Consider the following 25,827-nt stretch of genomic DNA (forward strand, 5'->3'; position numbering starts at 1 on the left):
GGGAGTTTTTCGTGGTAACCGGCTGCCACCACCTTTTCCCATCGCCGCCCATAATCGCTCCAGGCACGCAGCAACGGAGACTGATTTGGCGAAGGCGATCCACACCATGATCCGGGTTCTCGACGAGACCCGGTCCGTCGATTTTTACCGGAGCGCCTTTGGGCTGGACGTTGCCGACCGGCTCGATTTCGAAACCTTCACGCTCATCTATCTCAGCAATGCCGACATACCCTTTGAAGTCGAATTGACCGTCAACAAGGGCCGGCAGGAGCCTTATGCGCTGGGTGACGGCTACGGCCATTTGGCGGTTTCAGTCGCCGACCTGGACAGCGAGCATGACCGGCTCGGCGCGCTTGGCTTGAACCCGAAGAAGATCGTCGAGTTCAGCCGCGATGGCGCATTGCTGGCGCGCTTCTTCTTCATCGAGGATCCCGACGGCTACAAGATCGAGGTCCTGCAGCGTGGAGGGCGCTTCCAATAGGGGATATCGGCCGCGCCAACCAGCGCGGCGCCAGCAACGGCACCTCTTGGGGTGCGAACAGCCAGCAGGGAGGAAACTATGGTCACGATCTATGAAAGGAAGCCCGGACTGTCGCGGCGCGAGCTTCTGAAACGCGGCGGCGCCAGCGCATTGCTCGTCATTTCAGGCAGCGCCGTCATCAGTCCGCAACATGCCTGGGGCCTCGAGACATCGGCACTGAAGCCCGAAACGATGGTGACGCTGATCCAGATGGCGCGCGACATCTACCCGCACGACCAGGTGCCCGACAAATATTACGCCATCGCCGTCAAGTCGCATGACGAGCAGGCCGGCAAGGACCCGGCCCATAAGGATCTCATCGAAAACGGCATTGCCGATCTCGACAAGAAGGCCGGCAGCGGCGGCTACCGCGGGCTTGGTTGGGAGGAGCAGCGTGTTGCGCTGCTGAAGGACATCGAGGCCTCACCGTTCTTCCAGGCCGTGCGCGGCGGCCTCGTCGTCAGCCTCTACAACCAGAAGGAGGTCTGGCCGATCTTTGGCTACGAGGGCGAATCCTATTCCAAGGGCGGCTACATCGCGCGCGGTTTCGACGACATCGAGTGGCTCTGAGCCTCGTTCGTCTCCAACCGCATCAGTCAGACATCATGGGAGGAAACCATGGCAGCACCATTTGATCTCAACAACGACGGCGTCGTCGTCATCATCGGTTCGGGCGCCGGCGGCGGCACGCTCGGCAACGAACTAGCCCAGAAGGGCGTCGATGTCGTCATCCTGGAGGCGGGCGCCCGTCACGAATATGATGATTTCGTCAACGACGAGTGGGACTCCTTCGCCCAGCTTGCCTGGACGGACAAGCGCACGACCTCGGGCGACTGGCGGGTGGCGAAGGATTTCCCCAACCTGCCGGCCTGGATCGTCAAATCCGTCGGCGGTTCGACCACGCACTGGGCGGGCGCCTCGCTGCGCTTCCAGGAGCACGAGTTCAAGGCGCTCTCGACCTACGGCAAGGTGGAAGGCGCCAGCCTGCTCGATTGGCCGATCACGCTCGCCGAGATGGAACCCTACTACGCCAAGGCCGAAGCCAAGATGGGCGTCACCGGCACCAATGACTGGCCAAGGCTGCCGGGCAATAACAACTTCAAGGTTCTGAAGGCCGGCGCCGACAAGCTCGGCTACAAGGAATGCCACACCGGCAACATGGCCATCAATTCGGTTGAGCGCGATGACCGCATGTCCTGCCAGCAGACCGGCTTCTGTTTCCAGGGTTGCAAATGGGGCGCCAAATGGTCGACGCTCTACACGGAGATCCCCAAGGGCGAGGCGACCGGCCATCTCGAGGTCCGGCCGAATGCCATGGCGGTCAAGATCAACAATGACGCCTCAGGCAAGGTGACGGGCGTCGTCTATGCCGACAAGGACGGCAAGCTGCAGGAGCAGAAGGCCCGCATCGTCGCCGTCGCCGGAAATTCGATCGAAAGCCCGCGCCTGCTGCTCAATTCGGAATCGAGCAAATTCCCGCATGGGCTCGCCAATTCGTCGGGGCAGGTGGGCAAGAACTACATGCGCCACACCACCGGTTCGGTCTACGCCATCTTCGACAAGCCGGTGCACATGTATCGCGGCACAACCATGGCCGGCATCATCCGCGACGAGGCGCGCCATGATCCGTCACGCGGCTTCGTCGGTGGCTATGAAATGGAGACGCTCGCGCTCGGCCTGCCGTTCATGGCTGCCTTCCTCAACCCTGGTGGCTGGGGCCGCTCCTTCACCACCGCGCTCGACCACTACGACCACATGGCGGGTCTATGGATCGTCGGCGAGGACATGCCGCGTGCGGAAAACCGCATCACGTTGCATGCCGACGAGAAGGACGAGCATGGCATGCCGATCGCCGACGTCCATTTCGACGACCATGCCAACGACACCGCAATGCGCGATCACGCCTACAAACAAGGCCAGGCGCTCTATGCGGCGGTCGGCGCCACCCGGACTTTCCCGACGCCGCCCTATCCCTCGACCCACAATCTCGGCACCAACCGGATGAGCGAGAAGGCGGCCGAAGGCGTCGTCAACAAGCATGGCCAGACGCACGACATCAAGAACCTGTTCGTGTCCGACGGCAGCCAATTCACCACCGGCGGGGCAGAAAACCCGACGCTGACAATCGTCTCGCTGGCGATCCGCCAGGCCGACTACATCGCCAACCAGATGTCGGAAAAGAGCATTTAGAGCAATTCCAGGAAAAGTGCGTTGCGGTTTTCCGTCTGGAATCGCGTAAAAACAAATACTTAGCGCGGTTCAGCTTTTCTATCAAAAGCCAACCGCTCTAGGCATACCCTCCTGACTGCCTGTTGGCGCGGAACATATCTGGCATGTTCCGCGCCCCTTTTTTGCCATGCTGCGTTATGCGCCGACCGGCTGCGTATCCTTGCGGCGGATGGCGACAACCGAGGGGCGTGGATGGTGACGGCGCACCGCTGCCTAGTGCTTCGGCAACATCCCGATGACATGAGAGGAAAACGTTTCGCCGCGACGGTGCGGCAGGCCAGCGCCAGGCGTCGCCGCTCAGCTCTTCGTACAGGTCGAAGCAGTAAAGGCGCCGTCGGGCTGCTTCATGATGATGTCGAAGGAGGGGCTGGTCTGGCCGTCGAGCGTAGCTTGCGTCAGCGAGATCGAGTTGCCACCGGTGGTGTAGCCGCCAAGCGGCCCCAGCCAGCTGATCACGCCGTTGGCGTCCATCTGGTAATTGTAGGCTTGCGGCGCGGTCCCGAACGTCACCGGGCCGGTATAGACATTGCCCTTGATGGTGATGTCGCCGAGGTTGAGGAACAGGCCGAGCAGGTAGACCTCGCAATGGTAGGTTCCGTCGGGCAGCTTGCCGTCGGTGAAGTCGGCACGTGCGCTGCCCGTGCCGGCAGACAGAAGCAAGATGCTGAAAATGCAGGAAAGCCTGGATGCCATGACGTCGCTCGTTGAAGGCCGACCTTGCCCCATTTCCATGCCGCGCCGCAACCGTTGACGCAAATCGTCGTGATGTCGCAGGCTCAAAATTTAGGCATTGGCCAAATTTGGGCAAAATCTAGGCAAGTGTGCGCAATTTCTCCTCATTCGGGCTTTTGGTCGGCACCATTCATGCTTGGCGTCTAATATAGTAACCGGCTGATAAGGCTGGGATATCCCGGCGTGACCGACCTCGTTTCACAGTTTGGCACGGTGGTTGCATAGCTTTGTTGCGGTGCAATCAACCAGCTCGGGAGTGTGGAATATGAGGGGAAATTTCTCAAAAATAACAAAAATGTTTTCGGCAAGCGTGGTTGCTGCCGGCCTGTTGGCGTCGGCTCCCGCGAGGGCGGCGGACGACACGATCAAGGTCGGTATCCTGCATTCGCTGTCGGGGACCATGGCGATTTCGGAGACGACGCTGAAGGATGCCATGCTGATGCTCATCGAGGAGCAGAATGCCAAGGGCGGTCTGCTCGGCAAGAAACTCGAGGCGGTCGTCGTCGATCCGGCGTCCAACTGGCCGCTGTTCGCTGAAAAGGCGCGCGAGCTGATCTCCAAGGACAAGGTCGCCGCCGTGTTCGGCTGCTGGACCTCTGTGTCGCGCAAATCGGTGCTGCCGGTCTTCTCAGAGCTCGACAACATCCTGTTCTACCCCGTCCAGTATGAGGGCGAGGAAAGCGAGCGCAACGTGTTCTACACGGGTGCCGCACCCAACCAGCAGGCGATTCCCGCCGTCGACTACCTGATGAGCGAGGACGGCGGTTCGGTGAAGCGCTGGGTGCTCGAAGGCACCGACTATGTCTATCCGCGCACCACCAACAAGATCCTCGAAGCCTATCTGAAGGCGAAGGGCGTCGCGGCGGAAGACATCATGGTCAACTACACGCCGTTCGGCTTCTCCGACTGGCAGACCGAGGTCTCGGCAATCAAGAAGTTCGGTTCGGCCGGCAAGAAGACCGCCGTCGTCTCGACCGTCAATGGCGACGCCAATGTGCCGTTCTACAAGGAACTCGGCAACCAGGGCATCAAGGCCGAGGACATCCCGGTCATGGCCTTCTCGGTCGGCGAGGAAGAGCTTGCCGGTCTCGACACCGCGCCGCTGGTCGGCCATCTCGCCGCCTGGAACTACTTCGAAAGCATCGACACGCCGGAGAACGAGAAGTTCATCGCCGACTGGCACAAGTTCATCAAGAACGACAAGCGCACCACCAACGACCCGATGGAAGCTCACTATATCGGCTTCAACATGTGGGTGAAGGCGGTCGAGAAGGCTGGCACAACCGATCCGGACAAGGTCATCGACGCCATGATCGGCGTCTCCGTTCCGAACCTGACCGGCGGCTATTCGACGATGATGCCGAACCATCACATCACCAAGCCGGTGCTGATCGGCGAAATCCAGGCCGACGGCCAGTTCGAGACGGTGTCGCAGACCCCCGGTCTCGTGATGGGCGACGAATGGTCCGACTACCTGCCTGACTCCAAGGACCTGATCTCCGATTGGCGCGCGCCTTTGTCCTGCGGCAACTTCAATGTTGCCACCGGCAAGTGCGGCGGCAAGGGGACCAACTGATCCTCCCGGGTCTGACCGGTCGCGGATTCTTCCGCGACCCAGGCCGCGAAGCGTCCGGGCGAGCTTCTCCTCCAGTCCGCCCGGACGCGCAATTCCAGATCACAGAAGAGTATCTGAACGGATGATCCTGTTGCGCGCTCTCGGCCTCACGCTGTTGTTCCTGATGGCAAGCCTGTTGCCGTCGAACGCAGCCGAAGCCGATCTGCGCGCCATCATCGCCAAATTCGCGGCGGGTACCGGCTTTTCGGCCACCGAGGCAGTGGTGCGTGAACTTGCCGCCACTGGCGACCCTCTGGTCGAACGTCCGCTCGCGGCACTGGCCGAGGGCAATCTCTACATCCGCAAGTCCGATGCCGCGGTCTTCGTCGGCAATGAAAGCGGCGACGGCGTCGCTCTTCTCGACCCGCTGAGCGGCGAGAAATCGGCCGAGGCCGCCAAGGCCGACCTCACCAAGATCAAGGTCAATAACACGCTGCGCCGCGTCATCCGCGATGCGCTGGGCACGCTGACGCTGCGCGCCAAGGATCCGACCGTCCGCATCGCCGCCGCCGACACCATGTTCAAGACCCCCGATGCCGCCAACATCGGGCCGCTCGACGCGGCCATCGCCGCCGAAACCGACGCGAACGTCAAAGCGCTGTTCGAGCAGGCCCGCGCGGCGTCGGTTCTCGTTTCCGACAAGCCCGAGGCCGACAAGCTCGCCGCTGTCGCCCTGATCGGCGCGCGCGGCGATCGCGACGCGCTCTCGCTGCTCACCTCGGTGGAAGCCAATTCGCAGGGCGCGGTCAAGGACGCGGCGACGGCCGCGATCGGCGCCATCAATGCGTCGCTGGCGCTCTGGGATGCCGGCCAGAACATCTGGTACGGCATCTCGCTGGGCTCGGTGCTGCTGCTCGCGGCGATCGGCCTCGCCATCACCTTCGGCGTCATGGGCGTCATCAACATGGCGCATGGCGAGATGGTCATGCTCGGCGCCTACACCACCTTTGTCGTCCAGCAGGTGATCCGCACCTCCTTTCCCGGCCTGTTCGACTGGTCGCTGGTCATCGCCCTGCCACTGGCTTTCCTCGTCGCCGCCTTGGTCGGGCTCATCATCGAGCGCGGGGTCATCCGTTTTCTCTACGGCCGGCCGCTCGAAACCCTCCTGGCAACCTGGGGCGTCTCGCTGATCCTGCAGCAGGCGGTGCGCAGTATCTTCGGACCGACCAACCAGGAGGTCGGCAACCCGTCCTGGATGTCCGGCTCCGTCGACATAGGCCAACTGGCCGTGACCTGGAACCGGCTCTGGATCCTGGTCTTCGCGCTCGGCGTCTTCGCCGTGCTGCTCTATGTCATGAAGCGCACGCCGTGGGGCCTGCAGATGCGGGCCGTCACCGCCAACCGCCGCATGGCCGCCTCCATGGGCATCAGGACACCCTGGGTCGACGCACTGACCTTTGCGCTCGGTTCCGGCATTGCCGGCATCGCAGGTGTGGCGCTCAGCCAGATCGACAATGTCTCGCCCAATCTCGGCCGCGGCTACATCATCGACAGTTTCATGGTCGTCGTCTTCGGTGGCGTCGGCAACCTCTGGGGCACGCTGGTCGGCGCCTTTTCGCTCGGCATCGTGAACAAGTTCCTCGAACCCTATGCCGGCGCGGTGCTCGGCAAGATCGTCGTTCTCGTCCTCATCATCCTGTTCATCCAGAAACGCCCGCGCGGCCTGTTCGCGCTGAAGGGCAGGGCGGTGGAAGCATGATCACCGGACGCTTCTTCGCCGCGGGTGCAGACCGCCGCATCGCCATCACGATTCTGATCCTGCTAGCGGCCGCCTTTGTCGTGCCGCTGCTCAATCTCACGGCGTCGCCGGCGAGCGCCTTCTATGTCCCGTCCTACATCGTTGCGCTCACCGGCAAGTATCTCTGCTACGCGCTGCTCGCTTTGGCGCTCGACCTTGTCTGGGGCTATTGCGGCATCCTTTCGCTCGGCCACGGCGCCTTCTTCGCGCTCGGCGGCTATGCGATGGGCATGTATCTGATGCGCCAGATCGGTTCGCGCGGCGTCTACGGCAATCCTCTGTTGCCCGATTTCATGGTGTTCCTCAACTACAAGGAACTGCCGTGGTTCTGGTACGGCTTCGACCATTTCTGGTTCGCGGCGATCATGGTGTTGGCGGTGCCGGGCCTGCTCGCCTTCGTCTTCGGCTGGTTCGCCTTCCGCAGTCGCGTCACCGGCGTCTATCTGTCGATCATCACCCAGGCCATGACCTACGCACTGCTGCTTGCCTTCTTCCGCAACGACATGGGCTTTGGCGGCAATAACGGCCTGACCGATTTCAAGGACATTCTGGGCTTCAACGTGCAGACCGACGCGACCCGCTCGGCGCTGTTTGCGGCCAGTGCCGTAACCCTTGCGCTTGGCGTCTTCGTCACCTGGGCGATCGTCGGCTCCAAATACGGCAAGCTGCTGATGGCGGTGCGCGATGCCGAAAGCCGCACGCGCTTCCTTGGCTGGCGGGCCGAGAACGTCAAACTGTTCGCCTTCACCGTGTCGGCGGTGATGGCCGGCATTGCCGGCGCGCTCTATGTGCCGCAGGTCGGCATCATCAATCCCGGTGAGTTCGAGCCGTCCAATTCGATCGAAGTCGTGGTCTGGGCCGCGGTCGGCGGACGCGGCACCATCGTCGGGCCGATCATCGGCGCGCTGCTCGTCAATGCCGGAAAATCCTGGTTCACTGGCGCGCTGCCGGAGTTCTGGCTGTTCGCGCTCGGCGGATTGTTCGTCGCCGTCACGCTGTTCCTGCCCAAGGGCATCATCGGCATGTGGGACAGCTGGCGCGGCAACGCCAGGGCAATGCGGGCGGCCTCGATTGCCGAGGAAGCCGGCAGCGATCCCGACGACGCGCCGCCGCCAAAGGTCGTTCGCAGCGCAGCGACAAGACCAGGCGACTGGTCCGCGTCCGGCCCCGAACCACAGCCGGCGGAGTGAACGATGTCGAAGTCGAACACCATCCTCTATCTCGACGGCGTCTCGGTCTCCTTCGACGGTTTTCGCGCCATCAACAATCTTTCGTTGGTGCTCGACAAGGGCGAGATGCGGGCGATCATCGGTCCCAATGGCGCCGGCAAAACCACGATGATGGACATCGTCACCGGCAGGACGCGGCCCGACGAGGGCGAGGTCTTCTTCGACGGCCAGATCGATCTCACCAAGCACGACGAGGCCGAGATCGCCATGATGGGCATCGGCCGGAAATTCCAGAAGCCGACCGTCTTCGAAAGTCACACCATCGAAGAGAATCTGATGCTGGCGCTGAAGGGCCCGCGCTCGATCTTCCCGGCGTTGTTCCACCGCCGCTCGTCGGCCGAGGCAAGGCGGATCGACGACATCCTCGGCATCATCCGGCTCGGCGACAAGCGCAACGAACTGGCCGCCAATCTCAGCCATGGGCAGAAGCAGTGGCTGGAGATCGGCATGCTGCTGGCGCAGGATCCAAAACTGCTGCTGGTCGATGAGCCGGTCGCCGGCATGACCGACGCCGAGACCGAAGAGACCGCGCGCCTGCTGAAGGACATCGCCCGCGACCATTCGGTCGTCGTCGTCGAGCATGACATGCATTTCGTCCGCGAGCTTGGTGTCAAGGTCACCTGCCTGCACGAGGGTTCGGTGCTGTCCGAAGGCTCGCTCGATTTCGTCTCTGCCGACGAGCGGGTCGTCGAAGTCTATCTCGGGAGATGATCATGGTCTGGCGGGTTTCGTTCCATCGTTTCGACCTGTCCTTCTTCAAGCGTTGGAGAAGGCACTGACCATGCTCGAAGTCTCCAACGCCACATTGCATTACGGCGCCGCCCAGGCGCTGCGCGGCGTCTCGCTCAGCGCCGGCGCCGGCAAGATCACTTGCGTGCTCGGCCGCAACGGCGTCGGCAAGACCAGTTTGATGAGATCGATCGTCGGCCACCACCGGCTGACGAGCGGAAGTGTTGCCTTCGAGGGGAAGGCGCTCGACCGGAGCGCGGCGTATGACCGCGCCCGGTCGGGCATCGCATTCGTGCCGCAGGGCAGGGAGATTTTTCCGCTGCTGACGGTCAAGGAAAACCTCGAATCGGGCTTTGCACCGCTGAAGCGTGCCGAGCGCAACATTCCAGGCCACGTCTTCGAGCTGTTTCCGGTGCTGAAGCAGATGCTGTCGCGCCGCGGCGGCGATCTGTCGGGCGGCCAGCAGCAGCAGCTCGCCATCGGCAGGGCGCTGGTCATGCGGCCGAAGCTCTTGGTGCTCGACGAGCCGACCGAAGGCATCCAGCCCTCGATCATCAAGGATATCGGCCGCGCCATCCGCTATCTGCGCGACCAGGCCGGCATCGCCGTGCTCCTCGTCGAACAATATCTCGACTTCTGCCGCGAACTCGCCGACGAGGTCAACATCATGGACCGCGGCCAGATCGTCCATACTGGCCCGGCGGAAGATCTCGACAGGGCGGATGTCAGGAAGTTCCTGACGGTGTAGACCGCTCGTCGGCCTTTCTTCTCCGGCGGCTTCAGTCTTTCTCCGATCATGCTGTCTGCAACTCTGGCGCGCCAAGAACTACATGCTACTCTTTGCTTGGCCTTGGTGAGTCGGCCACTTTTCCGTACCAGTCTGTTTCGGGTCAGATCAAAGGGACGGCGCGGGCTCGGCGGCAAGTTCCACGCAAGCATGGCCTCCTATCCTCCTCCTGCGATCTGAGTTGTTCAACGCGTTTGGGCAATCTGGCTAGGGGAACGGCCAATGGAGCGTTTTGTCGAGGACTACCAGAAACGGCGGCTCACCGAGCGCGTCGACATCATCACCGCCATCAACATCCTGAGGTCGCAGGGCTACGATCTCGACGAACTGATCGGCGAGATCACCAAGGTCTTCTACGTCGACCTCGACGCCTACAACGAGATCGTCATGGCGGCGTGACGGCTGGCGAACAGCTAGCTCGCGCGCCGGAATGTTGAAGCAAAGACACGGTTTCGGCCGCCGTGCTTGGCGGCATAGAGCGCCTTGTCGGCGGCGCTGAGCACCTTGTCGAAACTCATGCCGTCCTTGTTCCCGAAAGCATAGCCGGCGCTGACCGTGCATGACAGCGGGCGCGTCTCGGTCTCGATCCGCCGTGCGGCGAAGGACGCACGGATGCGTTCGGCGGCGAATTCCACCTTCTCGGGCAAGGTGCGCTTCATAACCAGCGCGAATTCCTCGCCACCCATGCGCGCGGCGGCATCGTTCGGCAGCAGATTGTCGGTGAGCTCCTCGGCGAACACTTTCAGCACTTGATCGCCGGTGGCATGGCCGAACTCGTCGTTGATGGCCTTGAAGCCGTCGAGGTCGAAGACCACCACGGCCGTGAAGGCACCGACCGGCGCATCGCCATGCAGGTCGAACAAGGCGCGGCGGTTGAGCAGGCCGGTCAGCGGATCGGTCAGCGCATTGCGGCGATGATGCTGCGCCAGACGCCCCTGGTTGAGCGCCAGCGACAGCGCGCCGATGCCGGTCATGCAGGCGATGACGATGACGAGGCTGAGATCCTCGGCCCAGTTGCTCGGCGCATGGCCGAGCACGAGCTTGCCGTCCCGCGCCAGAACCGTTGCGCACAACAGGAAGGATACGGCGGTGATCGAATAGAGCGAGGCGACGCCGATGATCGGGACGGGGGATTCGCTGCGCCCCTTCCAGTATTCGAGAGCTGTGGCAAACAGTAGCAGCGCGGCAAAGGAATTTTCCAGGATGAAGCCCAGCCCGTCATAACCGAGCGCCATCGGCGGCAGGGCCACGGCCAGCGAGATGCCGGCGCCGAGCGCGATGCGCGGCAGCGGTGAGCGGCCTGTCGTGAACTGGTAGGCCGCACCCAGCATGGTCGAGAAGCCGAGCAACAGCAGAGTGAGCGTGGCGAGGCCGAGCATTGGTCCGGGCTTGTCGATATAGGCCTTGTAGGCAAAGACGTCGCCGACGACCAGCAGCACGCTGACCGCCCAGGTCAGCAGGAATTTTTCCGAGCGCGCGGTCAGCCAGATGCCGAACAACGTCAGGCTCAGGCAGGCGGCGGAAAAGCCGACGGCGAGCAGCAGTGAGTTGTAGTCGAGCGCCATGCCTCGTCCTTGCCCGCGCTGGTGCAGCTCAGCGCCCGGTTGGATTCATGCAGCAAGGAGGTATCGATAAGGTTACGATATCGGCGAAGATGTCGAGATTCCGCCTGGTTAGAGGATGGCCACCGACAAAAGCAGAATGAGGCCAACCCCCATCATCAGCAGTCCCGGCCAATTCTGTGAAAGGCCGAGGAAACCGAGCCCGCGCCGGCCTGGCTCGAGCGTTGGGCCCCGGGTTGCGAGATGTGGCATCGACCGATCAGAGGCTGCAGGCGCCGGACCGCTAAGCCGCCCCCGCCTGAGGACTGCACCCGCCATGTACACAACGCCAGCGACAGTCAACAACGCTCCAATGAGGATGACAGCCATCTTCCTCGCCTCTGATCGCGTCCGCGGGCGACCGCCCGGTTGCCCGCAATGCAAACGATCAAGATGCCTTGCAGGTTCCGACTGGGGCTGCTGAATGCGGTGAAGGCTCGCTGCTTTATTCCGTCACTCGCTTCATCAGCGCCATGGCGCCGAAGGGCGCGCGCACCTTGCCTTCGGTGATGAAGTAGGCGAACACGTCGCGCGGCTTGACCGGCGCCTCGGTCGAAGGGTCGGCGCGCGGCAGATCGGCAGGCGCCTTGCCTTCCGCCCAGGTCTTGGCGCGAGCGGCCCATTCGTCGAGACCCTTCGGCGCGTAGCAGTCGGGATTGTCGTCGCTGCCGGTCTGCAGCCGCGCATAGATGAAATCGCCGGTGATGTCGGCAATCGCTGGATATTTGGCATGGTCGGCATAGACGATCGCCACCTTGTATTTGCGCGCAAGTGCTGGGAATTCCGGCACGATGAAACTGTCGTGCCGCACTTCCACCGCATGGCGCAACGCGACGCCATCCTGCTTTTCCGGCAGCAGCTTGAGAAAGGCTTCGAAATCGACCGGATCGAATTTCTTGGTCGGCGCGAACTGCCACAGGATCGGCCCGAGCTTGTCACCGAGCGCCGCCACCCCGGAACCGAGGAAACGCGTCATCGATTCACCGGCCTCGCCGAGCACGCGCCGGTTGGTGACGAAGCGGTTGCCCTTCAGCGAATAAACGAAGTCATCAGGCGCCTCGCTGGCCCATTTGACGAAGGTCGGTTCCTTGAAGCTGGAATAATAGGTGCCGTTGACCTCGATGCTCGGCACCTGACGGCTGGCGTATTGCAGTTGCTTCGCCTTGGAAAGCTTGTCCGGATAGAAGGACGTGTCCCACGGCTCGAAGGTCCAGCCGCCCATGCCGGCGCGGATTTTTCCCTGGCTGCTCATCGTCGTCCTCCCAATGTTCGAAAATCAGACCACCACGGCGCTGTCGACGGGCTTAGCCATGTCGACAACTGTCCATCCTGGCCGGTAGGGATTGGGCCGTCGACCCGTTTCCCGGAAACCATAGGCCGCGTAGAGCGCAATGTTCCGCTCCATGCGCGAATTGGTGTAGAGCCGCACCTCCGGCAAGCCCCACAGCCGCGTCTGCTCGTCGGCGAAATCGAGCAGCCTGATGCCGAGTTTCTTGCCCTGGAAGGCCGGCGCGACCGCGACGCTGAAGATCATCGCATGGTCGGGATGCCGCTCGATAACGATCAGCCCGGCCAGGTCGGAGCCGCTCTCCAGCAGCCAGACCTCGCCGCGTTCGATCCGCGGTGCATAGTCCTCGGTGACCGGGATCGGCGGCGCGCCCAACAAGGCGGTGTAGGGTGCATAGGCGGCTTCAGTCAGCGAGACGACAGTTTGCTGGTCACCGGCAAGCGCTTGTCTGATAGTCATTCAAAAACTCTCCAGACACCGCGCGCTGTCCGCCTACTCCGCCGCCTGAGCCCTCTTCCCCGGACGCCGCTCGAGCAGCTCCTTGAGGAACTGGCCGGTGTAGCTGCGCTTCTCGCGCACGACCGCTTCCGGCGTTCCTGAGGCGACCAGCTCGCCGCCGCCGTCGCCGCCCTCGGGGCCGAGGTCGAGCACCCAGTCGGCGGTTTTTATCACCTCGAGATTGTGCTCGATCACCACCACCGTGTTGCCCTGGTCGACCAGTTCGTGCAGCACTTCCAACAGCTTGGCGACGTCGTGGAAATGCAGGCCGGTGGTCGGCTCGTCGAGGATGTAGAGCGTCTTGCCGGTCGCCTTGCGCGACAATTCCTTGGCGAGCTTGATGCGCTGCGCCTCGCCGCCCGACAGCGTCGTCGCCTGTTGGCCGATATGGATATAGCCGAGGCCGACCTGCTTCAGCGTCTCCAACTTGTCGCGCACGCCGGGCACGGCGGCGAAGAAGTCGACGCCTTCCTCGACCGTCATGTCCAAGACGTCGGCGATCGACTTGCCCTTGAACAGGACATCGAGCGTCTCGCGGTTGTAGCGTTTGCCGTGACAGACGTCGCAGGTGACGTAGACATCGGGCAGGAAGTGCATCTCGATCTTGATGACGCCGTCGCCCTGACAGGCCTCGCAGCGGCCGCCCTTGACGTTGAACGAGAAGCGGCCCGGCTGATAGCCGCGCGCCTTGGCCTCCGGTAGGCCCGCGAACCAGTCGCGGATCGGCGTGAAGGCGCCGGTATAGGTGGCCGGATTCGAACGCGGCGTGCGGCCGATCGGCGACTGGTCGATGTCGATCACCTTGTCGAGGAATTCGAGACCCTCGATGCGATCGTGATCGGCCGGATGCTCGCGCGAGCCCATGATGCGGCGCGACGCCGCCTTGAACAGCGTCTCGATCAGGAAGGTCGACTTGCCGCCGCCCGACACGCCGGTGACCGCGGTGAAGGTGCCGAGCGGGATTTCCGCCGTCACGTTCTTCAGATTGTTGCCGCGCGCGCCGACGATCTTCAACCGCCGGTTCTTCTTGGCTTCACGCCGCACCGCCGGAGTCGCCACTTCGAGCTCGCCCGACAGATATTTGCCGGTGATCGAGGCCGGCGTCGCCATGATCTGCTGCGGTGTTCCTTGAGCGATGATCTCGCCGCCATGGATGCCCGCGGCCGGACCGATGTCGACGACATAGTCGGCATGCAGGATTGCATCCTCGTCATGCTCGACGACGATGACCGTGTTGCCGATGTCGCGCAGATGCTTCAGCGTATCGAGCAGGCGGGCATTGTCGCGCTGGTGCAGGCCGATCGACGGTTCGTCCAGCACATAGAGCACGCCGGTGAGGCCGGAGCCGATCTGCGACGCCAGGCGGATGCGCTGGCTCTCGCCGCCCGACAGCGTGCCGGAATTGCGCGACAGCGTCAGATAGTCGAGCCCGACATCGTTGAGGAAGCGCAGCCGCTCGCGGATCTCCTTCAGCACCCGCACGGCGATCTCGTTCTGCTTGTCGTTGAGCTGCGCCGGCAGGTCGGTGAACCACTGGTCTGCCTTGCGGATCGACTGCTCGGTCACCTCGCCGATGTGTTTTCCCGCGATCTTCACCGCCAGCGCCTCCGGCTTCAGCCGGTAGCCTTTGCAGACGGGGCAGGGCGTCGCCGACATGAAGCGCTCGATCTCCTCGCGCATCCAGGCGGATTCGGTTTCCTTCCAGCGCCGCTCGAGATTGGGGATGACGCCTTCGAAAGTCTTGGTCGTCTTGTAGGAGCGCAGGCCGTCATCATACTGGAAGGTGATCTCGCGCTCGCCCGTGCCGTGCAGGATGGCTTCCTGGGCTTCCGCGGCCAGGTCCTTGAACTTGTCGCCGAGCTTGAAGCCATAGGCCTTGCCCAGCGCTTCCAGCGTCTGCGCGTAATAGGGCGAGGTCGATTTCGCCCACGGGCTGACCGCGCCGTCGCGCAGCGAGACGTTCTCGTCCGGCACGACCAGATTGCCGTCGATGGCGCGCTGGCTGCCGAGACCGTCGCAGGTCGGACAGGCGCCGAACGGATTGTTGAACGAGAACAGCCTGGGCTCGATCTCCGGAATGGTGAAGCCGGACACCGGGCAGGCGAATTTTTCCGAGAACAGGATGCGCTCATGCGTCTCGTTCTTCGACTTGTTGACCGAATCCTCGCCGGTCTGGCTGGCGTCGAGCGGCCTGTCGGCGAATTCGGCCACGGCCAGGCCTTCGGCAAGTTTCAGCGCCGTTTCGATGGAATCGGCAAGCCGGGTGGCGAGGTCGCCGCGCACCACGATGCGGTCGACGACGACGTCGAGGTCATGCTTGTACTTCTTGTCCAGAGCCGGCACGTCGGCGATCTCGTAGAAGACTCCGTCGACCTTGACGCGCTGAAAACCCTTCTTCTGCAGTTCCAGCAGTTCCTTGCGGTACTCGCCTTTCCTGCCGCGCACGATCGGCGCCAGGATAAACAGCCGCGTGCCTTCCTCGACGGCCAGCACGCGGTCGACCATCTGCGACACCGTCTGGCTCTCGATCGGCAGGCCGGTGGCCGGCGAATAGGGAATGCCGACACGCGCGAACAGAAGCCGCATGTAGTCGTAGATCTCGGTGACGGTGCCGACCGTCGAGCGCGGGTTCTTTGAGGTGGTCTTCTGCTCGATGGAGATGGCAGGCGACAGACCGTCGATCTGGTCGACGTCGGGCTTCTGCATCATTTCGAGGAATTGCCGCGCGTAGGCCGACAGGCTCTCGACATAACGGCGCTGGCCCTCGGCATAGATGGTGTCGAAGGCAAGCGACGACTTGCCGGACCCAGACAGGCCGGTCATGACGATCAGGCTGTCACGCGGCAGGTCGAGATCGACATTCTTCAGGTTGTGTTCGCGCGCCCCGCGAATTGAAAGGTATTTATGGTCGGCCATTGCCGGTCGCCGCCTCAGGTCTGGAATTCGTGGGATCGGCGGGTTTTCCCGGCCATCCCCTATGTAGGTATTTTTGCCGCCACGTCGAGAGACGCCACAAATCTCGACAGAAGCGTTTAACCGTCTTTCGCGCGAGGGGGCAAGCGGAAAGAACAAAGGCCGAACACGCTCCTGACAAAGTGCTGTGAAGAACCGGAAAGGCGGGCACTCCGTTGAGCAGGTTCCGGCATACTGCCTTACCTGGACGTAACCTCCCGGCGATCACATTTTCCGTAACCGGCTATTCAAAGGTTGACGCTGCCGACTCAGGGGCGCAGTGTCCAGCGGTCAACGGAGCCGGCCGTCTTTCGATGGCCTCGCCGCCTCAGGCGGCTTGCGAGACGCCGCAGGCTTTTGCGATTTGCGCTTCGGACGACATTGTCGCAACGGACAGAGGAGTGGAGCATGACGCCACCGGACAGTCCCTTGAGGCTCCAGATATGGCTGGAGCCGCGGCAGGCATAAGTGCCAGGGTGGGCGTGAGCGCCCGACCCGACAAACCGTGACCTGCCTCCCCTGACAATCAGAGACCACTGGTCGGATCGTCGGCTGAATGCCGCGAAGCATCCGAAATCAAAGTCGGTATAACACTACCGACACATTGGATTTAAGATCCATAAAAGGCCCCGTCCGTTTGCGGAAGCAGCGGCGGGGCCGTTCGTTTGAGGAGATGACCCGAAAGCTACCGGCCGGATGGCTTGATCGCGCCGGCGCCGATATCGACGGTGATGCTGCCGGAAATCCTGACATCGGTGTCGCCGATCTTGAACTGACCGCTGCCGCCGGCAGGGAGCGCGTCGTCGGGTTCGGGCTGAGGAGCCGGCTTGGCGATGCGATAGTCGCTGGTTACACCGGGCAGCGCGCCTTTCTGGGTCGAACTGTCCTCGGCAAAGGCGGCTCCAGCCAGCATGCTGGCGCTCGCGAGGGCGGCAGTGACGGTGCAGAAAAGTCTGGACAAGCGGATGTCGGTCATTGCCGAACTATAGGGTCGCGGCGCAGGCGAGGCCAGACCGCCGCGATCAAATTGCTGCGCGCCCCAGGCTCCTCAAGCAGCCCTCTTGCGGGTGTCGAAAACATGGTCGACGAGACCCCAGGCCTTCGCCTCTTCGGCGGTCATGAAATAGTCGCGGTCGAGCGTGCGTTCGACCTCTTCGTAAGTACGCCCGCAATGATGCGCGTAGAGCTCGGTCATGCGCCGCTTGGTGCGCAATATGCCCTCGGCATGGCGCTGGATGTCGGAAGCCTGGCCCTGGAAGCCGCCCAGCGGCTGGTGCAGCACGATGCTGGTGTTGGGCAGCGCGATGCGCCGCCCTGGTGTGCCGGCCATCAGCAGGAAAGAAGCCATCGAGGCGGCAAAGCCCATGCAGACGGTCGATACCGGGCAGGAGATGTATTGCATCGTGTCGTAGATGGCGAAGCCGCTGGTCACCACGCCGCCCGGCGAGTTGATGTAGAGCGAGATCTCCTTTTCGGGATTATCCGATTCCAGCGACAGAAGCTGGGCGCAGACCAGTGCCGATACGCCGTCGTTGATCTCTCCATTGATGAAGACGATGCGCTCGCGCAGCAGCCGCGAAAATATGTCGAAGGCGCGTTCGCCACGGCTCGATTGCTCGATCACCATCGGCACCAGATTGGCAAGGCCGCTCATCTTCTTTCTCCGATCTCGTTGGTCAGGCCGCGCGCAGCAGCATGTACGGCGCATTCGCGGCGACAGGCAGTTTGGATTGGGGTGCATCGAGCGACAGCCGGCAGCCGGCGCCTGCCATGGCGACCACGGGCGTTGCCGCCCGGGCGAACCCGTCATGGACAATGCGCAGATGCGTGCCGCCCGAAGCCGTACGGTCGAGGGTAAACGTGACGATGCTGTCGAGCGCTTGGCTGGCATCATCCAGGCCGCGAGCAGCTTCGGCTCGGTCAGCGCGCGCCACACTTTCTCCGGCGGCTCCGGCAATTCGAATTCGAATTCGAGCGAGTCCGCAGCACTTTTAGCATGTTCTTTCAGTGTCATTGGTCCATGTCCTTCAAGACAACCTTCAGCCTTTCGATGCGCTCCGGCCAGAACGCACGGTAGCGCTCGATCCAGCCGAGCAGCGGGTCGAGCCCTTGCGGATCGGCACGGTAGTAGGCGTTGCGGCCGGCCCGCCGCTCGGTGACCAGGCCGGCGCCGCGCAGCACCGCCAGATGCTGGGAGACCGCCGGCTGCGACACCGTCATGCCGGTGCGCAACTCCGACACCGTCATCTCGCTGGCGGCAAGCCGCTCGTAGACGGCGCGGCGCGTCGGGTCGGCAAGGGCGCGAAAAATCTCTGCTTCGATCATGCTCAAAGCATAAGTGGATACTTATCGATTTGGCAAGTGCTGTTTTATGGCGTCGCCGGAAGCCAGCGTCTCACCGGCTCGGCAGATCCGTCAAAAATTGCCTCGAAGATCGGGGATGCCAGCACGGCATGGATGTGAAGCGTCTCGGTGCCGACGTTCCGAAAACCGTGCTTCCTCTCTGCGGGCACAACAAGCGACTGTCCCGCCGTCAGCGTCATGCGGTCGTCGTCGATCCACATTTCGGCGGTTCCGCTGATGACGGTAAGCACCTCTTCGACCGAGTGCCAATGTGTCGGAGCCCCGACACCCGGCTGAACCCATTGTTCAAATAGGCAGAGTTGGCTGGCACCGTTGCCGGCGGAAACCTGCATCCGGGTTTCCACGCCTGCTCGCCACGGCTCTCGCGGATGACCCATGTGTGCGATGACCCTCATTCGCAGCCGCCGCCTTTCGATCCCGACATATCGCAATTTCAAACGGGCACCCTACCTCTTGCTGACATTCCTTGACAGCCGGGAGTGACAAGAATAGAACAAAAAAAGAACAAAAACCTTGTGGGAAAAGGCAGCCACAGCAGGCGGGGATTGTCCGTAGCCTGTAAGGTGCGGTCGGCAAAAATTTGTTTCGGATGAGCGCGGAGAAGTATGATGGCGGGTAGCATCAACAAGGTCATTCTGGTGGGCAATCTCGGGGCGGACCCTGAAATCCGCCGCCTGAACTCGGGTGAGCCGGTCGTCAACATCCGCATCGCCACGTCGGAAAGCTGGCGCGACAAGAATTCCGGCGAGCGCAAGGAAAAGACCGAGTGGCACAACGTCGTCATCTTCAACGACCAGATCGCCAAGGTTGCCGAGCAGTATCTGAAGAAGGGCATGAAGGTCTATGTCGAGGGCCAGTTGCAGACGCGCAAATGGCAGGACCAGACAGGCAATGACCGCTATACGACCGAGATCGTGCTGCAGAAATTCCGCGGTGAATTGCAGATGCTCGACGCGCGCGGCGAGGGCGGCGGCCAGGTCGGCAACTATGCCGGCGGCGGCAACAGCAGCCGCGGTTCCGATTTCGGCCAGTCCGGCCCGAACGAAGGTTTTAGCCGCGGCGGCGGTGGCGCCAAGGGCGGTGGCGGTGGTGGTTCGTCGCGCGAGCTGGACGACGAAATCCCGTTCTGAGCCAATCGACTGCAGGAGTGGGCGCCATGTCGCTGGGACCGCTGCTTACCGCGCCCCCTCCCATTCCATGGCATGCGTTCGCGGCCTTTGCCGCGCTGGCTGTTGGCGGAGCGCAACTGGCGCTGCCGAAAGGCACGCTGCGCCACCGTGCGATGGGCTATGTCTGGGCCGCGCTGATGCTGGTCATCGCCATCTCGAGTTTCTGGATCCAGCAGATCCGCGTCTTCGGCCGCTTCAGCCCGATCCATCTGATGTCGATCCTGGTGCTGGTCACGGTACCGTTGGCGGTCTGGCACGCGCGCACCCATCGCGTCGAAAAGCATCGCCGCGTCATGATTGCGCTCTATGTTTTCGCTCTGATCGGCGCCGGCGTGTTCACGCTGATGCCGGGCCGCATCATGCACGCGGTCGTGTTCGGCCAGTAATCAGCGCGATGCACTTGCAGGGAAGAATCCAGTGAAAGCACGCGTGAAATGGGTCGAGGAACGCACCTTTGTCGGCGAGTCCGGCAGCGGTCATAAAGTCGTGCTGGGCACCGCTTTCGGCCCTGAAGGCAGGACGCCGGGTCCGAGCCCGATGGAACTGGTCCTGATCGGCACCGGTGGCTGCTCGGCCTATGACGTGGTCCACATCCTGGAAAAGGGCCGCGAGGCGGTCGAGGACTGCGTCGTCGAGCTCGACGCCGACCGGGCGGAAACCGAACCAAAAGTGTTCACCCGCATCCACATGCATTTCATCGTCAAGGGCCGCGCGCTGTCACACGACAAGGTGAAGCGGGCGATTGATCTGTCGATCGAAAAATACTGCTCGGCGACTGCGATGATGGCCAAGACAGCGGCTGTCACCCACGATTTTGAAGTCATAGACACCTCGGCGAAGTAGCGCTGGCGGTTTGCCGCGTGAGTTGAAACCGCGTCGGGGGACTCTCGACTCGTCGAACATCCGGAATTGCCCGTACGGATTAGTCTCAACGAGTGATACCGCCAAGAAGCAGCGTGGTCTCAGTGCCTGCGGGCCAGTGCTCCAGGGATTCCTTCGTTGCTTCCTGCATCGCGGCATCACCCGACTTGGCGTCTATCACTGCGTTTTGGAAGATGGGATGCTGGGTCGCTGACGTCGACATGAACCATGGAGGCGCACGATGGAGCCTGATGAGAAGGCCAAGAACGACGCCACGGTGGGTGACCACTCGAAAGAGAACGGGGCCGCCGAAGTCGCCGCACTCGACCACGACGAGCACGACATCTCCGAACATGGTGTCGCGGATCCTGGTGACCTCGACATCGGCGTGAACCAGGTCTCGGAGACTGGCGACGACGTCGGTATGGGGGTATCGATCATCGGTTCGCAGCCTGCCACCGTGAAACTCGACGCGGAGGTCGACCAGGACGGCGAGATAGATCAGGACGCGGAGATCGCGAGCGAAACGGGCGTTTCCGGAGGCCGGCACATCGAAGTCGCGGCCGATCAGAGGCCCGAGGTCGATCAGAGGATAGAAGTCGATGTCGAAGTCAGCGAAGACGACGGGATTATCATCGTCGAAATCGACGCCGAGGTGGAAGACGATGTCGAAATCGAGAGCGATCTGGATGTCGACGTCGACGATGACGACGAAGACAGCCTCGATGCCGAGATTAATCAGGAGACTGAGACTGACGGAAACCTCGATGTCGATGTGGAAGTCCGCGATGACCTCGATGCCGAGGTCGATGTAGACATCGCCACCCTCATCAAGACCGCCTTGCTGGGCGCCGTGGATGTCACGGAGAACGATGATGTGACCGAAATCGATGTCGACCTGTACGAGAAAGCCGCCGCCGATGGAGATGTCGGGGTCATCGTCGACTTGAGCGACATCGACGCCTGAGTTTTCACGGCCAGAGCAATTCCAGGAAAAGTGTGCAGCGGTTTTCCGTCCGCAATTGCGTAAAAACAAATACTTAGAGCGGTTTTGTCAGAACCGCTCTAAGGGAAAGCAAGCCGGGGTTCGCCCCGGCTTTTTCGTGCTTCGACTTGCGCGACTGCAGCGCTTCGACTTTGGGTTACCCGGAGTGGTCCACCTGTTCGGGTCGTCCATCATCCATAGGGACGAGCCAACTTGCATTGGGAATTGCCAATTGGGCCGAATGCTCATTGGTAACTATTTTCCACGGCGTGAAACAGGGATGATTGCGGCATCGGCGGGCTGTCACAGGATCCGCTTGGATCGTAACCGTCGGTCCGCTCCGCAAGCAAAGCGCTCGCCAGGGCGGCTGTCCTCGAACAGGGAGGGTGAACCCTTGTCTAAGAAAGCTTACGGCAAATTTGATCCGACCGAATTCAACATCGACGTCGATGCCGACATCGACCAGAAGCTCGATCAGGACCAGGATCAGGATGTGGACGTCGATACCGACCAGGACTCCGACGTCGATATCGACAACGAAAATTATGCTGACATCGACAACAAGACCGACCAGGACGCAGACACCGACAACGACGCCAAGGCTCGCGCCGACGCGGACGATGAAGGCGATGCAGACGCGACGGCCGACGCCGACGGCGACGCCGACAATGACAACGATACCGACATCAAAGTCGATCAAGACAACGACAACGACGTGGCTGTCGACCAGACACAGGCCGTCGACGTCGATGTCACCCAGGATCAATACGCTGAACAGGACGCCGACATAGACGTGAATTTCGACTTTGCCTTCGCCTGATAAGTCTTACTCGTAAGGGGCGTCCGGATTTCATCCGGGCGCTTCCCGAGGCGGCCTGTAACGAGCGCACGGCGGTGAGTGCGGCCTCGGGCTTGCCCTTCCGCCAGCGCCAGGCCGCTACTCTGACGCCGTCGCGGAGACATGTCAGCCATGAGTTTTCCCAAGGCCTTTGCGACGACCGAAGTCGAGCGCGCATTCCATCATTGCAGGGTCTCGCTGCTCCTGGTCTTCGTGCTCAGCTTCTTCGTCAACCTGCTCGCTCTGACAGTCCCTCTCTATCTCCTGCATGTCTATGATCATGTCCTGTCGAGCCACAGTCTCGACACGCTGGTAATGCTGACCGTGATCGTGATCGTGGCGCTGGCGGTGCACGCAACACTCGAAGCCCTGCGTCGCGCGATACTCGCCCGGATCGGCGTCTGGCTCGACGACCGGCTTCAGACCTCCGTTCTTGTCGCGGCTGTCCAGTCGGCGTTGCGTAGCGATCCGGCCGCGGCGGCGCAGGCCTGGCGTGATATCGGTGGCCTGCGCTCCTTCTTCGGCGGCAGCGCCTGCACTTCTCTGTTCGATCTGCCCTGGACGCCCATCTTCATTCTGGCAATGATCATATTGCATCCACTTCTCGGCCTGATCGGCCTTGTCGCGTCAGTTGTCCTGTTCGGGCTGGCGATGCTCAACGAAGTAGCGACTCGCAAGCCATTCGCCCGCTCCAGTGCCGCCTGGGCAGAGAGCCAGCACCGGTTCGAGGCGCTCCTGCGCAATGTCGAGGTCATCAGCGCCATGGGCATGCTGCCAGGGGTGGCCCGCCTGCTGAATGACGATCAGTCACAGGCGAAAGAGGCTCAGCTCTCGGCCGCCGCACGCGCCAACGTCATCCAGTCCCTTGCTCGCTTCGTGCGGCTACTCGCTCAAGTCATCGTCATGGCCTGTGCCGCTTGGCTAGTGATCCTGCAGGATGTCAGCCCGGCGGCGATCTTTGCGACGTCGATCCTGCTCGGGCGGTCCCTGGCGCCGGTTGAGGCCGCCATCGGCACCTGGAAGGCGGTTTCGAGCGTGCGCCTGGGCTACGTCCGTCTCAGGAAGATCATGGCGGCGGCGCCACAGCCTCGAAAAGCCATGGAACTGCCACGCCCCAATGGGCAGTTGTCCGTTGAACAGGTAACCTTCCTGCCGCCAGGCGCGAACACGGCGGCGTTGCGCCGGCTGAGCTTTGTGGTCAACCCGGGGGAGATCCTGGGAGTGATTGGTCCGTCCGGAGCGGGAAAGTCGACCCTTGGACGCCTTATCTCCGGCACGATCGCTCCAACTGCGGGGCATGTGCGCCTTGACAGCGCGGACATGGGGATCTGGCTGGCCGCCGGCGGTCACCGACACTTCGGATACCTTCCGCAGGACATAGAAATCTTCGGCGGCACTGTTCGGGAGAACATAGCCCGCCTGCAGGATGCGTCGGCCGATGAGGTGATCGCCGCCGCCGCCATGGTGGGGTTTCACGACACGATCATGCGGCTTCCGCTGGGCTATGAGACCGATATCGGCGAGGGCGGCATGAGGCTGTCCGGCGGGCAACGGCAGAGGCTTGGCCTTGCGAGGGCATTCTTCGGACATCCTCGCGTCATCGTGCTGGACGAGCCGAACGCCAGCCTCGATTTCGAAGGCGAAGAGGCCTTGCGGCAGGCGATCCAGGAGATGCGCCGACGGGGATCGACGATCATCATCATCGCCCAACGGCTTCGCGTCCTGAACATGTCCGACAAGGTTCTGGTGCTCGACAATGGCATGATGAACGCCTTCGGGAACCGTCGGGAAGTCGCCGGCAAGATCAAGACCGTGCGCGCCACCGTTCCGACCGGGCAACAACAGATCATCACTGCCCGCAGTAGCGTCAGGCAATTGGGTCGTGAGGGCGTCCTGGAGCCCGCAAGGCACAAGACAGCGAAGAGGCCCGTTCCAGGGGAGCAATCCGGCGTGTCGTGAAACACTCAAGGCACATAGTTGCACTCTGCCTGGCGGCTGTCCGCTCGCAGCGGTCGGGAACGCTGATGCGCCGCTCGCGCCTCATCGGCGCAAAGGTCCTGGCGGACGCCGGCATTTTCGTGATCGGCTTCGGCGCCGCCTGCCTTCGGTGGCTGGAGTCGACGAGTGACTCGGCCAGACAATGGGTCTCATCGGCAAGGACGTGCCTGGCCGGCATCACTGCCAATTTTCCTTCAATCGTGCCGGTCGGTGACCGGCTGCGCGCAGGCTGGATGGCTCTCGGCGCGGTGATGACCAGGCTCCGAGGAAGCGTGGGAGCAGCCAGCTCCCGAAACGGAGAAAGCAGGCGCTTCAGCAAAGGGCTCTGGGTGGAGCGCGCCACGATCGGCTGGAACCGCACCGTCACCAATGCGCTTGCTTCTATCCCGGCGCTACCGACGACGCCGTTTCATCGCCTGCGTCTGCTTTTCGCGAGCGCCTTTGCAGTCGTCGGCGTGTTCATGATCGGCTTCGGCGTCTGGGCGGCCTATGCCCCGTTGGAAAGTGCTGCAATCGCCGCGGGTGCCATCGAAGCCGAGTCGAGCCGCAAGACCATCCAGCACCTGGAGGGCGGCATAGTCGGGCGCATTCTGGTAAACGATGGCGATGAGGTGGTCGCCGGCCAACCCCTCATCGGCCTTGACGACACCAAGGCTCGCGCCACCGTCCAGATGCTCCAGATGCAGCTCTGGGACGCGCAGGCGCTGGAGGCACGCCTGGTGGCGGAGCGCGACGACCGGGAGCGCATCCAGTTTCCGCAGGACATCGTGGCGGCGGCCCGGCAGTATCCTGCCGCGGCGGGAATTGTCGCAGGGCAGACCCGGATTTTCGACACCCGCCGCAGGCTCAATTCATCGCGGATCGACATGATCCAGCGGCGCATAGCCCAGACCGAGCAGGAAATCGCCGGGCTGCGTTTTCAGGCCAATGCGGCCACGTCGCGTGCGACGATTGTCAAGGGAGAGATTGCCGACGTCGCCCCCCTGGTCGCCAAGCGTCTTCTGACCCGCTCGCGTTTGCGGCAGCTGGAACGTGAACAGGCGGAGATCGATGGTCGGATCGGCGAGGCAACGTCCCAGATATCACGTGCGGAGCAGGCGGTCGGAGAATCGCAGGCGATGATCTTCAAGCTCGAGAGCGACCATCAGAGCGAGGTCGCGCAGAACCTGCGCGATACCCAGGCCCAGATCCTGCAGTTTATTGAACGCATTCAGGCGGCAAGGGACGTGCTCGCCCGAACGATGGTTCGCGCGCCGGAGGCTGGCACCATCACCGATCTGCGGATCCATACGACCGGAGGGGTCATAGCCCCCGGCGAGCCGTTGCTAGACCTCGTGCCGAGTGATGACCGCCTCATCGTGCTGGTCCAGGTCAAGCCGGAAGATATCGACCTGGTTCGTCCAGGTCTCCCAGCCCGCGTCCGGCTGCTGTCCTACAAGCATCGCCGCGTGCCGCCCGTGGAGGGCGTCCTCACCTATGTCTCTGCAGACCGTTTGATCGATAGTGAAACGAGACGGCCCTACTATACCGCCCGTGTCCGGATCAGCGAGGCTTCCCTGCGCGCATTGCCGGAGGTCGATATCATGCCGGGAATGCCTGTCGAAGTGCTGATCAAGACAGGACAATTCACGGTAGCCCATTACACACTGCGCCCGGTTTTCGACGCCTTCGATCGTGCCTTTCGGGAGGATTGA

At 62.5% G+C, this 25,827-nt stretch carries 26 protein-coding genes; 16 read left to right on the forward strand and 10 right to left on the reverse strand.

Annotated elements, in window-relative coordinates; translation table 11 throughout:
• The first annotated feature begins 85 nt into the window (after positions 1-85).
• The 3 genes from ACSQ3Z_RS29755 (at position 86) to ACSQ3Z_RS29765 (ending at position 2,710) form a co-directional block, all read left to right on the forward strand.
• Positions 86-481: a VOC family protein gene (locus ACSQ3Z_RS29755; RefSeq protein WP_436174804.1), complete on the forward strand. Its 396-nt coding sequence runs from the start codon at positions 86-88 to the stop codon at positions 479-481.
• 78 nt (positions 482-559) lie between these two features.
• Positions 560-1,090 (forward strand): gluconate 2-dehydrogenase subunit 3 family protein, encoded by a 531-nt coding sequence (locus tag ACSQ3Z_RS29760; RefSeq protein WP_436174805.1) that lies wholly within the window; start codon positions 560-562, stop codon positions 1,088-1,090.
• Between the two features lie 48 nt (positions 1,091-1,138).
• Positions 1,139-2,710, forward strand: a complete 1,572-nt coding sequence (locus ACSQ3Z_RS29765; RefSeq protein WP_436174806.1) for a GMC family oxidoreductase — start codon at positions 1,139-1,141, stop codon at positions 2,708-2,710.
• A 336-nt stretch (positions 2,711-3,046) separates the two neighbouring features.
• Here the strand turns inward: ACSQ3Z_RS29765 and ACSQ3Z_RS29770 are convergent, their stop codons facing one another.
• Positions 3,047-3,442: a hypothetical protein gene (locus ACSQ3Z_RS29770; RefSeq protein ID WP_436174807.1), complete on the reverse strand. Its 396-nt coding sequence runs from the start codon at positions 3,440-3,442 to the stop codon at positions 3,047-3,049.
• 304 nt (positions 3,443-3,746) lie between these two features.
• Here ACSQ3Z_RS29770 and urtA point away from each other — a divergent pair, with 304 nt between their 5' ends.
• From urtA to ACSQ3Z_RS29800, 6 genes are all read left to right on the forward strand, one after another.
• Positions 3,747-5,057 (forward strand): urea ABC transporter substrate-binding protein, encoded by a 1,311-nt coding sequence (gene urtA / locus ACSQ3Z_RS29775; RefSeq protein WP_436174808.1) that lies wholly within the window; start codon positions 3,747-3,749, stop codon positions 5,055-5,057.
• A gap of 121 nt (positions 5,058-5,178) precedes the next feature.
• Positions 5,179-6,795 (forward strand): urea ABC transporter permease subunit UrtB, encoded by a 1,617-nt coding sequence (gene urtB, locus ACSQ3Z_RS29780; protein WP_436174809.1) that lies wholly within the window; start codon positions 5,179-5,181, stop codon positions 6,793-6,795.
• A complete protein-coding gene (gene urtC, locus ACSQ3Z_RS29785) occupies positions 6,792-8,024 on the forward strand; it encodes an urea ABC transporter permease subunit UrtC (protein WP_436174810.1) in 1,233 nt (410 codons plus the stop codon). The genes urtB and urtC overlap by 4 nt, the downstream gene beginning before the upstream one ends.
• Positions 8,025-8,027: 3 nt before the next feature.
• The gene (gene urtD, locus ACSQ3Z_RS29790) at positions 8,028-8,774 is read left to right on the forward strand and encodes an urea ABC transporter ATP-binding protein UrtD (RefSeq protein WP_436174811.1); all 747 of its coding nucleotides are present in this window, start codon (positions 8,028-8,030) and stop codon (positions 8,772-8,774) included.
• A gap of 70 nt (positions 8,775-8,844) precedes the next feature.
• Positions 8,845-9,540 (forward strand): urea ABC transporter ATP-binding subunit UrtE, encoded by a 696-nt coding sequence (gene urtE / locus ACSQ3Z_RS29795; protein ID WP_436174812.1) that lies wholly within the window; start codon positions 8,845-8,847, stop codon positions 9,538-9,540.
• Positions 9,541-9,801: 261 nt separating this feature from the next.
• Positions 9,802-9,978 carry a hypothetical protein gene (locus ACSQ3Z_RS29800; protein ID WP_436174813.1) on the forward strand — a complete coding sequence of 59 codons (177 nt, stop codon included), beginning with the start codon at positions 9,802-9,804 and terminating at the stop codon, positions 9,976-9,978.
• 14 nt (positions 9,979-9,992) lie between these two features.
• Here the strand turns inward: ACSQ3Z_RS29800 and ACSQ3Z_RS29805 are convergent, their stop codons facing one another.
• The 9 genes from ACSQ3Z_RS29805 to ACSQ3Z_RS29845 form a co-directional block, all read right to left on the reverse strand.
• Positions 9,993-11,144 carry a GGDEF domain-containing protein gene (locus ACSQ3Z_RS29805; RefSeq protein ID WP_436174814.1) on the reverse strand — a complete coding sequence of 384 codons (1,152 nt, stop codon included), beginning with the start codon at positions 11,142-11,144 and terminating at the stop codon, positions 9,993-9,995.
• A 481-nt stretch (positions 11,145-11,625) separates the two neighbouring features.
• Positions 11,626-12,432, reverse strand: a complete 807-nt coding sequence (locus ACSQ3Z_RS29810) for a DUF72 domain-containing protein (RefSeq protein ID WP_436174815.1) — start codon at positions 12,430-12,432, stop codon at positions 11,626-11,628.
• Positions 12,433-12,456: 24 nt separating this feature from the next.
• A complete protein-coding gene (locus tag ACSQ3Z_RS29815; protein ID WP_436174816.1) occupies positions 12,457-12,927 on the reverse strand; it encodes a GNAT family N-acetyltransferase in 471 nt (156 codons plus the stop codon).
• A 33-nt stretch (positions 12,928-12,960) separates the two neighbouring features.
• Positions 12,961-15,882, reverse strand: coding sequence for an excinuclease ABC subunit UvrA (gene uvrA / locus ACSQ3Z_RS29820; protein ID WP_436174817.1), 2,922 nt, complete (start codon positions 15,880-15,882; stop codon positions 12,961-12,963).
• A gap of 721 nt (positions 15,883-16,603) precedes the next feature.
• A complete protein-coding gene (locus ACSQ3Z_RS29825) occupies positions 16,604-16,894 on the reverse strand; it encodes a hypothetical protein (protein WP_436174818.1) in 291 nt (96 codons plus the stop codon).
• A gap of 72 nt (positions 16,895-16,966) precedes the next feature.
• The gene (locus ACSQ3Z_RS29830; RefSeq protein WP_436174819.1) at positions 16,967-17,572 is read right to left on the reverse strand and encodes an ATP-dependent Clp protease proteolytic subunit; all 606 of its coding nucleotides are present in this window, start codon (positions 17,570-17,572) and stop codon (positions 16,967-16,969) included.
• A gap of 22 nt (positions 17,573-17,594) precedes the next feature.
• On the reverse strand, positions 17,595-17,852 hold the full coding sequence (locus ACSQ3Z_RS29835) for a hypothetical protein (protein ID WP_436174820.1): 258 nt from the start codon (positions 17,850-17,852) through the stop codon (positions 17,595-17,597).
• 76 nt (positions 17,853-17,928) lie between these two features.
• Positions 17,929-18,243: an ArsR/SmtB family transcription factor gene (locus tag ACSQ3Z_RS29840; protein ID WP_436174821.1), complete on the reverse strand. Its 315-nt coding sequence runs from the start codon at positions 18,241-18,243 to the stop codon at positions 17,929-17,931.
• Between the two features lie 44 nt (positions 18,244-18,287).
• Positions 18,288-18,614 carry a cupin domain-containing protein gene (locus ACSQ3Z_RS29845; protein ID WP_436174822.1) on the reverse strand — a complete coding sequence of 109 codons (327 nt, stop codon included), beginning with the start codon at positions 18,612-18,614 and terminating at the stop codon, positions 18,288-18,290.
• Between the two features lie 276 nt (positions 18,615-18,890).
• Here ACSQ3Z_RS29845 and ssb point away from each other — a divergent pair, with 276 nt between their 5' ends.
• The 7 genes from ssb to ACSQ3Z_RS29880 all read left to right on the forward strand — a co-directional run bounded on the left by ssb (position 18,891) and on the right by ACSQ3Z_RS29880 (position 25,827).
• Positions 18,891-19,412 carry a single-stranded DNA-binding protein gene (gene ssb, locus ACSQ3Z_RS29850; RefSeq protein WP_192178862.1) on the forward strand — a complete coding sequence of 174 codons (522 nt, stop codon included), beginning with the start codon at positions 18,891-18,893 and terminating at the stop codon, positions 19,410-19,412.
• Between the two features lie 26 nt (positions 19,413-19,438).
• Positions 19,439-19,837, forward strand: a complete 399-nt coding sequence (locus ACSQ3Z_RS29855; RefSeq protein WP_436174823.1) for a DUF2306 domain-containing protein — start codon at positions 19,439-19,441, stop codon at positions 19,835-19,837.
• A 31-nt stretch (positions 19,838-19,868) separates the two neighbouring features.
• Positions 19,869-20,294 carry an OsmC family protein gene (locus tag ACSQ3Z_RS29860; RefSeq protein ID WP_436174824.1) on the forward strand — a complete coding sequence of 142 codons (426 nt, stop codon included), beginning with the start codon at positions 19,869-19,871 and terminating at the stop codon, positions 20,292-20,294.
• 259 nt (positions 20,295-20,553) lie between these two features.
• Complete coding sequence (locus ACSQ3Z_RS29865) at positions 20,554-21,279, forward strand: hypothetical protein (protein ID WP_436174825.1); 726 nt, start codon at positions 20,554-20,556, stop codon at positions 21,277-21,279.
• Between the two features lie 250 nt (positions 21,280-21,529).
• Positions 21,530-22,117: a hypothetical protein gene (locus ACSQ3Z_RS29870; protein ID WP_436174826.1), complete on the forward strand. Its 588-nt coding sequence runs from the start codon at positions 21,530-21,532 to the stop codon at positions 22,115-22,117.
• Positions 22,118-22,267: 150 nt separating this feature from the next.
• Positions 22,268-24,094, forward strand: a complete 1,827-nt coding sequence (locus ACSQ3Z_RS29875) for a type I secretion system permease/ATPase (protein WP_436174827.1) — start codon at positions 22,268-22,270, stop codon at positions 24,092-24,094.
• Between the two features lie 65 nt (positions 24,095-24,159).
• On the forward strand, positions 24,160-25,827 hold the full coding sequence (locus ACSQ3Z_RS29880) for an HlyD family type I secretion periplasmic adaptor subunit (RefSeq protein ID WP_436174828.1): 1,668 nt from the start codon (positions 24,160-24,162) through the stop codon (positions 25,825-25,827).

Source organism: Mesorhizobium sp. LjNodule214 (assembly GCF_964252735.1).
In the GTDB taxonomy this organism is placed as follows: Bacteria; Pseudomonadota; Alphaproteobacteria; order Rhizobiales; family Rhizobiaceae; genus Mesorhizobium.